Annotated in this window: 7 protein-coding genes; 4 read left to right on the forward strand and 3 right to left on the reverse strand. The window is 38.1% G+C overall.

Annotated features, from left to right (window positions below; all coding sequences use genetic code 11):
• Window positions 1-52: 52 nt before the first annotated feature.
• The 3 genes from AAOP42_RS03750 (at window position 53) to AAOP42_RS03760 (ending at window position 7,400) form a co-directional block, all read left to right on the forward strand.
• Window positions 53-3,580: a molybdopterin-dependent oxidoreductase gene (locus tag AAOP42_RS03750; RefSeq protein WP_349527122.1), complete on the forward strand. Its 3,528-nt coding sequence runs from the start codon at window positions 53-55 to the stop codon at window positions 3,578-3,580.
• 25 nt (window positions 3,581-3,605) lie between these two features.
• Complete coding sequence (locus AAOP42_RS03755) at window positions 3,606-5,072, forward strand: rubredoxin (RefSeq protein WP_349527123.1); 1,467 nt, start codon at window positions 3,606-3,608, stop codon at window positions 5,070-5,072.
• A gap of 120 nt (window positions 5,073-5,192) precedes the next feature.
• Window positions 5,193-7,400, forward strand: a complete 2,208-nt coding sequence (locus tag AAOP42_RS03760) for a DUF6851 domain-containing protein (RefSeq protein WP_349527124.1) — start codon at window positions 5,193-5,195, stop codon at window positions 7,398-7,400.
• 237 nt (window positions 7,401-7,637) lie between these two features.
• On the opposite strand, the gene AAOP42_RS03765 is transcribed toward AAOP42_RS03760, so the two are convergent.
• Complete coding sequence (locus tag AAOP42_RS03765; protein WP_349527125.1) at window positions 7,638-9,347, reverse strand: Na/Pi cotransporter family protein; 1,710 nt, start codon at window positions 9,345-9,347, stop codon at window positions 7,638-7,640.
• A 450-nt stretch (window positions 9,348-9,797) separates the two neighbouring features.
• On the opposite strand from AAOP42_RS03765, the gene AAOP42_RS03770 reads away from it, so the two are divergent.
• A complete protein-coding gene (locus tag AAOP42_RS03770; protein ID WP_349527126.1) occupies window positions 9,798-10,976 on the forward strand; it encodes a porin in 1,179 nt (392 codons plus the stop codon).
• Window positions 10,977-10,988: 12 nt separating this feature from the next.
• On the opposite strand, the gene AAOP42_RS03775 is transcribed toward AAOP42_RS03770, so the two are convergent.
• Together AAOP42_RS03775 and AAOP42_RS03780 are read right to left on the reverse strand one after the other, a co-directional pair.
• Window positions 10,989-11,780 (reverse strand): helix-turn-helix domain-containing protein, encoded by a 792-nt coding sequence (locus tag AAOP42_RS03775; RefSeq protein ID WP_349527127.1) that lies wholly within the window; start codon window positions 11,778-11,780, stop codon window positions 10,989-10,991.
• 54 nt (window positions 11,781-11,834) lie between these two features.
• Window positions 11,835-12,116: a hypothetical protein gene (locus AAOP42_RS03780; protein ID WP_349527128.1), complete on the reverse strand. Its 282-nt coding sequence runs from the start codon at window positions 12,114-12,116 to the stop codon at window positions 11,835-11,837.
• Window positions 12,117-12,587 lie beyond the last annotated feature (471 nt).

Raw genomic sequence — 12,587 nt, forward strand, 5'->3', positions numbered from 1 at the left:
ATATTTGTCGTTCTATAATTGTTCCAATAAAAACGACACCAATAGATTCTCAATGAAAAACAGCAAACATAACAAGATCAAGTCAACATGCTCTTATTGTGGAGTGGGCTGTGGAATAGAAGTTTTAGTTGATAAAAGAGACGTAATTGAAGTGACTGGAGATGAGAGTCATCCTGTAAACAAAGGAATGCTTTGCTCTAAAGGAAGAAACTTAAACTACGTAGTTCAGGATCAAACTGACCGTTTATTGTATCCCAAAATGAGATGGAGTAAAAGCCATCCTATGCAACGTATAGATTGGGATACAGCGATTAACAGAGCTGCTGCCGTTTTCAGGTCTCTTATTAAAGAATATGGTTCGGATTCTGTAGGATTGTACGTTTCAGGGCAATGCCTTACAGAAGAATACTACCTTGCTAACAAACTTACTAAAGGCTTTCTAGGCACAAACAACATTGACACCAATTCCAGATTATGCATGAGTTCGGCTGTGATGGGGTATGTAAAAAGTCTTGGAGAAGATGCTGTACCTATATCCTATGAAGACATAGAATTAGCTGATTGCTTCATGATAGCGGGTGCCAATCCGGCCTGGTGTCACCCCATCCTTTTCAGGCGGCTGGAAAAACACAAAGAACAAAACCCTAAAACGAAAATCATAGTGGTAGATCCGAGAGTAACAGACACTTGTGTCCTGGCAGATCTTCACATCCAATTAAAACCCGGGACAGACACTATACTATACCATGCTATAGGCCAGGTATTGATAGAAAACGGTGATTATGATTCGACTTTTGTGCAACACCACGCAGAGGGTTTTGATAAATACAAAGAGCAGGTTTTTGCTACCTCTCTTGAAACTGCCTCAGAAATATGTGATGTTCCCGTGGAACAAATCATAAAGGCTGCAGGGATGATTGGCAATGCCAATGCATTTATCACCATGTGGACGATGGGGCTCAACCAAAGCAATGAAGGTGTAAATAAAAACCTGGCGTTAATCAATTTGAATCTGATCACAGGTCAAATTGGTAAGCCCGGATCAGGACCATTTTCCCTTACAGGACAACCCAACGCCATGGGAGGAAGAGAAGTTGGTGGTATGGCCTCACTACTCGCAGCACATCGCATACAATCCAATCCTGAGCATCGAAAAGAAGTGGCAAAATTTTGGGGAGTTGAATCGTTACCTTCAAAACCAGGGCTCACAGCTGTTGAAATGTTTGAAGCCCTCAAATCAGGTAAAATGAAAGCCATTTGGGTAATATGTACAAACCCTTCAGTTAGCATGCCTAATGCTTCAATAGTCGATGAAGCACTGAAATTAGCAAAATTTGTAATCGTACAAGATATCTCAGAAAAATCAGATACCATCAAGTATGCAGACTTGATCCTTCCAGCAGCAGGATGGCTGGAAAAAGAAGGAACGATGACAAATTCAGAACGAAGGATTAGTTATCTCAACAAATTGACAGACCCACCCGGTGAAACATTGGCCGACAGTGAAATTCTCATCCGATTTGCCAAAGCGATGGGCTTTCATGGCTTTGATTACAACAACTTAAGTGAAGTCTATGACGAGCATTGTGAATTGACAAAAGGAACAAATATTGATATTTCCGGGCTCAATTATGAGCGATTAAAAAAAGAAGGTACTATACAATGGCCTGTACCCACCATAGATCACCCGGGCACTCCTCGCCTTTTCACGGATCATAAGTTTTACACTCCCAGTGGCAAAGCTCAAATACTGACCTCAGGAGCAGAAAACGAGACCGAAGCAACCAACACTGATTTTCCTTTAATCCTCACAACTGGCCGCATCAGAGATCAATGGCATACCATGACTCGCACCGGAAAGGTAAGCAAATTAAACAAGCACCTTCCCAAACCGTTTTTGGAAATTCACCCAATTGATGCCGTAGCAAGAGGAATAGAAGAAGGCGTTCCGGTAGAAATCAGTAACAAAAGAGGAACCGTAAGGGTAAACGCTGTTATTACCAATAAAATAAAACAAGGAGTAGTATTCCTTCCCATGCATTGGGGTAAAATATTGCAAAACAACTTTGGAAGAGCAAATAACCTGACAGACAACAGCTATGACCCTGTCTCAAAACAACCGGGACTTAAGTTTTCAGCAGTTCAGGTACAACTTTATAAAAAAGACAAACAAAAAATCATTATTGTAGGTGCTGGTGCTGCGGCTTACCGCTTTATCAACACTTTTAGAAACTACAATACAAAAGATGAAATTCATGTATTTTCAAAGGAAGCTCATCCATTTTACAACAGAGTACTATTACCTGAATATGTAAACGAACAAGTTGATTTTGATCACTTATTGAAGTTTAAATATGGTGAATTTGAAAAATTGAATGTGCACCTACACGTTTCAAACAGTATCGATCAGGTTAAAAGAGATGTCAAGCAAGTGATCGACTCCAAAGGTGAAAGCCATAGTTACGACTTGCTGATTATGGCTACAGGTAGCCGTGCCTTTGTACCCAATAATGTACCCATGCATTTGCCCGGCATGTTTACCATGCGCAACAAAGACAATGCCGATATGCTTAAGCAACACCTGGACAATGATGGTCATGTAACTATCGTTGGTGGAGGGCTGTTGGGACTGGAACTGGCAGCTGCATTGTCAGAAATCGACATTGAAGTCTCCATCATCCAACTTGCATCAAGGCTGATGGAACGACAGTTGGACACTTTGGCAAGCAACCTGCTGCGTACTAAGGTAGAAGAAATGAATATTAAAGTATATGTCAACGACGAAGTACAAAACATCAATATTCTGAACAATACCAAAAAGCTACAAGTAGATCTCAAAAGTGGCAAATCGCTTGAAAGCAATGCAGTAGTCTATGCTATAGGCACCAGACCCAATACCGAACTTGCTATTGAAGCAGGGTTGGATTGTGGACGTGGAGTCAAAGTAAATGATTACCTGCAAACCAGTGATCCTGATATCTATGCAATCGGCGAAATTGCCGAGCACGAAGGGAAAATGAACGGCACCACGGCAGCTGCCGAAGAACAAGCTGATGTTGCAGCACGATCTATTATTGGAGATCTGACCAGCATGTATAAAGGCACTGTATCCATGAATATCCTCAAGTTTGCCAACCTCGACCTGTGCTCTATTGGGAATCCCCAAATACCCGTAGGAAATAACGACTATGATGAAATTCTATTCATAGACAAAGCCAAGATATATTATAAGAAATGTATTATTCATAACGATAGGCTAATGGGAGCAATCCTTATGGGTGATAAGTCTGAGTTCCCTGAATTTAAAGATTTGATAGAAAACGGAGTAGAACTTTCTGACAAAAGAATGCAGCTACTTCGTACAGGCAAAACCCCGGAACCTATAATTGGTAAGCTGGTTTGCTCCTGCAACAATGTTGGAACAGGAAACATCCAAAAAGTAATAGATACCGGATGTACACAACTCAACGAGCTGTGTACATCAACAGGAGCAGGACTAGGGTGTGGCAGTTGCAAGGGAGAATTGCAAAATATGATCAACAAAACCAAAGTGCTTGAAAAAGAATTGATCAACGCTTAATTCGTATTTTATTACCTAATTTTGAATGGAAACTTTAACCAAAAAGGAAGTGAGTAGCTCAGTAGAAAAAAAGAAACGTGACCTGGTACGTGTTTTCGTAAAAGGTGGCATCATTTCTCCTGGCGATTTTCACAAAATCATCAATACTGCAAGTGATCTCGGTGCAGAATACATCCATTTTGGATCAAGGCAAGACATTCTGTTTCCTGTAAATGACCGCAACAAACCTGCTTTGGATGAAACATTCAAGTCCATCAATACAGAGTATGAAATCAATAAGTTTTTGCATCAAAACATAGTTTGTTCTTATGTAGCACTCGATGTGATGCCTAATAAAAAATGGCTGGTGCCCCATGTATATCATTATATTTTGGACAGTTTTGAATACCGCCCTAAGTTGAGAATCAACATTGTAGATCCCAGTCAGAGCCTTGTTCCTTTATTCACAGGAAACATCAACTTTATTGCTTCCTCAGTGGAAAACTACTGGTATGTTTACCTTCGTTTTGGAAAGTCAACTGCTTTTCCCAAAGCACTCCCGTTTTTGATATATGGCTATGACATTGCCAAGCTTGCAAAAGCCATTGAAGACCTTAACCTGCTTCAGGCAGAAATAGACATACAGGAAATCTCCGACAAACTCCTTCATGAAATAAGAATCAATATTCAAGCCTATACTGAAGAACTCCGATTTCCTGTTACTCACTTCCCGTATTATGAAGGCATCAACAGAAAATCCGATGGGAAATATTGGTTGGGGCTGTATTGGAGAAACAACAGCTTCAGTATTCCTTTTCTCAGAGAGCTTTGCAAACGATGTATCGACACCAACGTAGGAAAAATAAGCCTTACTCCCTGGAAATCTTTTGTAATAAAGGGAATACAAGAATCGGACAGAGTGGGTTGGGAAAAATTTATGGGTAGCAACGGAATGAATCTCAGGCATTCTGCCTTGGAATTGAACTGGCACCTTCCGGTTTTGGATGAAGAAGCCATGGAGCTCAAAAACTACCTCGTAAGGGCTCTGGATCAGCAAGATATCAGTACTTCAGGATTGACCTTTACTATAAAAACTTCGGACGACATTATATTATTCACCTCTGTGGTCATTGAAAAAAACAATGACACCAATGTTTTCGACACTTACAATATCTTGTATTCAAAAGATTTCAACCCAAATCTCAGTGAATACTTCTACTATGCTAAAAACATAACCAGAGAAGTCATCCCTCCCTTGCTTATGGAATTGAGCCTCAAATACTATGAGCAGCTCGAAGAAGAGCCCAAACCTACAACTGAACACTCGACAGAAAAGGCTAAAAAGGACCAATTGCTCTATCAATGTACAAATTGCCTGACCATATATGATCAGGCTTATGGCGATAGCAATGCCAACATAAAATCCGGAGTAGCCTTTCCTGATCTACCTGCAGATTATACCTGTCCCCTCTGTGGAAGTAAGAAAGAAAATTTTAAAGTGGTCGGAAAATAAAATACATCTATTTAAAAAATTCAATATTAGCCCTTAGAATTATCAGGCAATCCTTTAATAGAAATAAATTTGGAAAAATAATGTTAGCCTATATTTTTTATAAAATGTTAGATTTACATTATGAAATACTTCCCCACTATTCTAATTTTACCGTTCCTGTTTATCAATTTATCTGCAAAAGCAGAAGACACAGTCGCAAAACAATGGAACGAGGTACTGCTCGAAGGCATCCGAAACGACTATGCAAGGCCAACAGTACACGCACGAAATCTATTCCACATATCAGCTGCTATGTATGATTGCTGGGCAGTTTATGACCCGATAGCCAATACCTATTTTCTAGGAAGGGAGATTGATGGATTCAAAATTGATTTTGATGGAATACCCGAACCGAACAACTATCAAGAAGCTCGGAATGAAGCATTGAGTTATGCCTGCTACCGACTGATCAAACACAGATTTGAACTTTCTCCCGGAGCTACAGAAATCACCGCCTTAGCTGATGAACTTATGGCTACTCTGGGTTATGACACAGGTATAGAGACAACAAATTATTCCACTGGCTCTGCTGCAGGACTGGGTAATTATCTGGCTGAAAAAATCATAGCATTTGGCCTGCAAGACGGCTCCAACGAACAATATGAATATGGAAATCTATATTACGAACCTGTAAATCCTCCACTGGTTGTCGTCAACTCAGGCAATGAGGATATCACAGATCCTAACCGTTGGCAACCGTTGGCTTTTGACTTATTCATCGATCAGGCAGGTAACGAGATACCGGGAAAAGTACCGTCTTTTTTAAGCCCTGAATGGGGAAATACAATACCTTTTTCCTTGACGGATGAAGATGCTATCGTTTACACAAGAGATGGAGAAGAGTACAAAGTATATTTTGATCCCGGGCATCCTGCCTATATTGATCCTGAAGATAACGCTGCTTCTCAAAATTACAAATGGAATTTCTCATTGGTAGCGATGTGGTCTTCTCACCTTGATCCTACCGACAACATTATGTGGGATATTTCTCCGGGCAGTATTGGCAACCTGAAAGTAGAAGACTTGCCCACCACTATTTCCGGATTGAAAGATTTTTACAATCAGTTAAATGGAGGTGACCCAAGTACAGGCTACACAGTAAATCCAAAAACAGGACAACCTTACGCAGAACAGTTGGTTCCCCGAGGCGACTATGCCCGTGTTTTGGCAGAGTTTTGGGCTGATGGGCCAAACTCAGAGACCCCTCCCGGTCACTGGTTTACTATTTTGAATTATGTAAATGCACACCCTGATTTGGTGAAAAAATTTAAAGGAGAAGGCGAATTGGTGGATGAATTTGAATGGGATGTCAAAAGTTACTTTACATTAGGAGGTGCAATGCACGATGTAGCTATCAGTGCCTGGGGCATTAAAGGGTACTATGATTTTATCAGACCAATTTCCGCTATCCGATATATGGCCGATCAGGGACAATCGTCCGATCCTGGCAAAGCAAGCTATAGCGAAGCTGGTATTCCACTTGTAGATGATTTCATTGAACTTGTAGATGCTAACGACCCACTTTCGGGTGAGGGCAATGAGCATGTGGGTAAAATAAAACTGCGCAGTTGGAAGGGACCAGAATATATCAACGATCCAGAAGTAGATGAATCCGGAGTGGACTGGATTTTAGCAGAAAATTGGTGGCCCTACCAACGACCTTCGTTTGTCACCCCTCCTTTTGCCGGATACGTTTCGGGGCATTCAACCTTCTCACGTACTGCAGCTATTATATTAGCTTCCTTCACCGGAGATGAGTATTTTCCCGGTGGTATGGGTGAATTTGAAGCTCCAAAAAATGAATTTTTGGTATTTGAAGAAGGACCGAGCGTAGATGTAACGCTACAATGGGCAAAATATCTGGATGCCTCAGACCAATGCAGCTTGTCCCGGATATGGGGTGGCATCCACCCTCCTGTCGATGACATCCCCGGCAGGTTGATTGGTGAGAAAATCGGTAAAAAAGCTTTCGAACATGCCAAAGATTTTTTTAATGGCAAAATAGTTCTGGGAATTGAAGAGGAAATACAAAACTCTATAGCCGTTTACCCCAATCCTACTTCATCTGGATCAATTATAAACATCAACAACTCTGGTAACTCCTCGGTGAAAAATGTACAAATTATGGGAATAGATGGCAAAGTCATTCACACCATTTTACCGAAGGATATTCAGCAGTATTCTAATGAAATAAGAATGAAGTTACCCACTCAAACAAATGGCATTTACCTCGTAAAGGTACAGTTTGACAACAAAGTACTTTTGGAAAAAATCAGGATTATTAATTAGTGGTGTCCGACTAAATTTTAAATACCCTGAAAAAGTACGTTTAAACGAAATGAGAAAAGATTTTTTCGATTTCCTAAAACTACCCCCGTCCCCTGAAGGGGTGATCAAAAAGTCCCCTTTAGGCCTACCGATCAGGCAGGGGTGATTTTGATAAATTTCCTTCGAAGGCAAAATCTTTTCTCGGACACTAATAAAATTTAATTAGAAAAAAACTCAATACTACAGGTCACACTGTTATCAATCGTCTTCGTCTTTCTCTAAAGTTCCGGTGATCCCCTCAGATACATTAATAATATGATCTCCCACTTTTTCCAGTCCGAACAAAATATCTCTGTAAACTATTCCCAATTTGACATCATATCCTTTTGAATCAATATTATTCAAATGCTTCTTACTCAGTTTTTTCAATACTTTATTGATATTATCTTCTTTTGACACGGCCTCTGCTAATGATACATCATGATATTCGGTTTTGAGGTTGTCATACATTGTATCAAAAGCTTCATTTACAGCCTCAAACATGAGTTTATAATCATTTTTCTGTTCTTTTGTAAACCGTAATTCATGTTTGGATTTCCTCCTCACATCATTTGACATTCTCAAAATAATATCAGCAATTCGTTCCAGATCATTGGTAATACTCAATATCCCTTTGATCTCCTGAGACGATCTTGCACTCAACCTTCCTTCGGCTACTTTCACAAGATAATCGTCTATCTCCAACTCTAATTCGTCCGTTCTGTCTTCGTACCTCTGTATTTTATCTAATAACCTTTTTTCTTCTTTGGGGTCATCTGTATTGATCAGATCGTGAAGAAAGCCAAACATTTTTTTAGTCATTTTTCCGAATTTGGCTACTTCCTTTCTGGCTTCCATTAAAGAAAGTTCAGCGGTTCTCATCAGCTGGGTACCAATGTATTCCAAGTGAAAGACTTCATCTTCGTCACTTCTTACAGGAACCATTTTTTCAACGACCTTCACAATCAGTGGTATGAACCAAATCATAACAGCAGTATTAATGATGTTAAAACTAATGTGGAAGTATGTCAAACCCCATTTGATCGCCGGTACCTGAGTTAATGGAGATCCCTGCCCGGAACCAGACATCACAGTATCTATTCCTCTTAAATAAAGATGAAATACAATAAGCATCCACGCCACACCAAAAACATTAAACATTAAGTGAGCGCGAGCGGCTCTTTTAGCATGGACATTACCTACTAAGGCAGCTAAATTAGCAGTTATGGTAGTTCCTATATTTTCTCCAAGTACTATCGCAGCAGCCAATTCAAACGGAATCCAGCCATTTTCACACATAATAAGGGTAATTGCCATTGCAGCACTGGAAGATTGAACTACTACAGTAATAATTGTACCTAATACTACAAATAATATAATCGAAGCAAAACCAAAGTCATTCAAATTTGTAATCCAGGCTAGTATTTCCGGATTTTGCTTCAAATCAGGAACAGCATCCTTCAATGCTGACAATCCCATAAAAAGTAAAGCAAATCCGATCAAAAACTCTCCCCAATATTTTAGGCTTTCCTTTTTTGCAAAAAGCAGAGGAAATCCGACGGCAATTATTGGAAGTGTATAAGTACTAATACTGAACTTAGAAAACCCGAATACCAAAATCAAAACAGCAGTTATGGTAGTTCCAATATTGGCTCCCATTATCACGCTTATTGCTTGTTTCAATTTAAGCAATCCAGCGTTTACAAAACTTACTATCATTACTGTGGTGGCAGACGAAGACTGAATTACGGCGGTAGTTAAAAATCCGGTCAAGACTCCACTAAGCCTGTTGGAAGTGATCGTATTCATGATACCTCTAAGGTTATCACCAGCTACTTTTTGGATAGCCTCACTCATCACCTTCATTCCGTAAATAAAAAATCCTAAAGCTCCTATTAGCTGAAGAAATTCAAAAAATCCGTATTCCACAATCAAGTAGGTTAATTATAAAAATATGTTTTGCTGTTTCAAAATCAGGCAAATGTATATATAAAAACAATTACCCATTTTAACGAATTGTTACCATTTGACCGAACCCGAAATTTCTTTATTCTTTTTAATCTCTATTAAAAGGAGCAATATGAATTATTATAATATCAAATCAGAAGCAGTTTCAAAAGAATAGAACAAGGGTAAAACAATTAACTAATTAGAGTTCAAATAATTAGAGCTTCAGCTTCTTAAATCACCAGTTTAATGAATAACAATAAAACCAATTTCAATATTAGTCAAACCAGAATTAAATGACTTCAATTCGCTTTTAGTCATATTACCTTAAGGTTAATTAATTAACATTAAATTAATTTTTAAGCAATACTTTATTAACATTCTGATAACAATATACATAGATTTACGCTTTTAAAACAAATAAAAAAATGAATGAGAATACCATTACTTATTTATTTCATAATTGCTTTTTTAGCAACCAAATCTCATGGCCAGGAAAAACAGTTACATGGAAATGGGATAAAACATACCGCTCAGGATTCTTCTTTTAGCATTAAATTCAATACCAGGTTTCAAACTTTATATGAAGCCAAAATCAATACTTCGACAAACGACTGGTCAGATAAATTAATGATCAGACGATTTCGCCTCAAATTTGGAGGGTTTGCATATAATCCAAAATTCGAATACAAAATAGAATTGGCCCTATCAAATCGAGATCAAAGAGTGCCAATTCAAAAAATAGATGACGGATCAAACATGGTACTGGACGCAGTGTTAAAATGGCACTTTGCTAAAAACTGGCAACTGTGGTTTGGACAAACCAAGCTACCCGGAAATAGAGAAAGGGTAATCTCATCTCAACAAATGCAATTTGTTGACCGTAGCAACCTTAATGCTCGTTTTAACCTGGATAGAGACAAAGGAATTCAACTGCATCATGAACATCAGGTTGGTAAAAATGTATTTAAAGAAACAGGATCTGTTTCTATGGGAGAAGGTCGAAATATTATTGACAAAAATACCGGCGGATATGATTATACCCTGAGAGCAGAATATCTTCCGTTTGGGGAGTTTCAAGCTGACGGGGATTATTTTGGGGCTGATTTGGAAAGAGAAAAGACGCCCAGGCTGGCATTTGGATTCACTTATGACTATAATGACCATGCTTCCAGAACCAGAGGTCAATTAGGTGATTATTTGGAAGAAACCAGTTCTCTTAAATCATATTTTATAGATATGATATTTAAGTATAAAGGCTTTTCACTCATGTCGGAGTATGTTAACAAAAAAATTGATAACGGCTCTGCTTTTGGTATAGAAGAAGGAAGTCAAACAGCGATCAACCCATCAGGTGATTTGGCTTACTTCTATACCGGTACCGGATTAAATATCCAATCAGGATATGTGTTCAAAAACAATTTTGAAATAGCTACCAGATACACCAAGTTAAATCCGGAACACTATAATGATAACAGGCAATATACTCTTGGTCTGTCGAAATACATTTCAAAGCATACATTAAAAATTCAAAGTGATATCACACTGATTGAAGAAATTGAAAATGCTGACATCATTATGTTCAGGCTACAAGTAGAGATAGGAATATAATGAGGTAAAATCCTATGCCTCTCCCTTGATCTTGGTTATCTCTTGTTTCAGTTCCATTACAATGTTGGTCAATTGGTCTATAGTCATGTCGGGATCAGTTTTTTCATCAGGGAAATTTACGCTTATAAAAGCCTTTGCTTCCCAAATTTCAAGAACATCTTCGCCTTTTATCTTGTAAGGTGAGTAACTTTTGTTGTCAGAGACAAGAAACAACTTACCTCCTTCTTCCATATAATTAAACACTCTTTTGTAAACCACTCCCTCATCCTTAGAAACCAAAACATAGGTTTTTCCATTTTTAATATACTCCGGTTTTTCCACATATTCTCCAATAATTACCGTACCGGGCAAAAGTGGAAGCATAGAATCTCCGGATATTTCAAAAGCACGATAAGTCGTGTTACCCGGCAACATTGGCAATCTGAATTTTGGCAATGATTCAATGTATTGAGGATCTGCATATCCGTTCAAATAACCGGCTGATGCTTTCTGAGGAATTAATTCAATATTTTCATTGTCTTCACTATCAACTGTGATAGACAATACTTTCAAGCTATCGGTACTTTTTTCATACAGTTCGTCATTAGAAAGCTTGCTTACATCTTTACTTATGATGGTATCGACAGATACTCCAAATACCTCAGACATTTTAAGTAAATTATTCAAACGAGGATCTGCCCTTCCTTCTTCATAAGCTCCAACTAATGATCTTTTGATTCCTATCACATCAGCAAAAGTCTCCTGCGTGTAGCCCTCTTTCTTCCTCAAAAACTTGATATTTTCGTTTACTTGTGCTTTTTCCATTGGTATTCACATCAGTTGATAAATGTGTTTTAAATTATAAAAACAAATTTACTATTAATTATCAAACAAGATGAAATTGGTATCGTGCTGGTCTTTTTTTCCGATAGAATACAAATTTATATGATGCACATTATCTCGAGATTTCACCATATCCAACCTGTTGATAATTTTCACGACCACATCTTTTAATGATTCACCCGAATCCGCTAAAATATAGCCATAGAGGTTTTTCTTCTTTTCTAGTGCCGCATAAAATTTCACCTGGCATTTTCCAGAATTTAATTTTTTGGAAGTAAGCTGTAATTTGTAATCTCCACCAATTGTCATACTTGTCATTTGTAATAATTTTAGAACGTTGCTTGAATTACTATACCGATTAGTAATCCATGTTTTAAAATTAGTAATTACTTAAATAATTAGCAATTAAAATACTAATTATTTTAGTTTATTGTAGATTTGTATTCATGTGATGAATATTATAACCTAATAGAGGTCAGTAGTTACCCACATATACAAATGTGGGTTTAACTTTATTGAATGGATATATTTCTTCAAGAGTTTTCTGAACGGTTCAAAACCGATCCCAAAGCAAGAGTTCTATTTTCAACAACATAGTGGTCAGAATTGGTAAACTCTGATAAAATCTATCAACAAGAATTAATATGCAATTACTGACATCCGACTAAATTCTATTTTTCACAAAAAGGTCTTGTAGAAGTTGAATTAAGGATCTTTTCCTAGGTTCTCATAAACACCCCCACTTGTAGGATCGAACATGTTGAGTTGTACTATCTGTAGGTTTCTGCT

Source organism: Reichenbachiella sp. MALMAid0571 (assembly GCF_040151475.1).
In the GTDB taxonomy this organism is placed as follows: Bacteria; Bacteroidota; Bacteroidia; order Cytophagales; family Cyclobacteriaceae; genus CAXBNB01.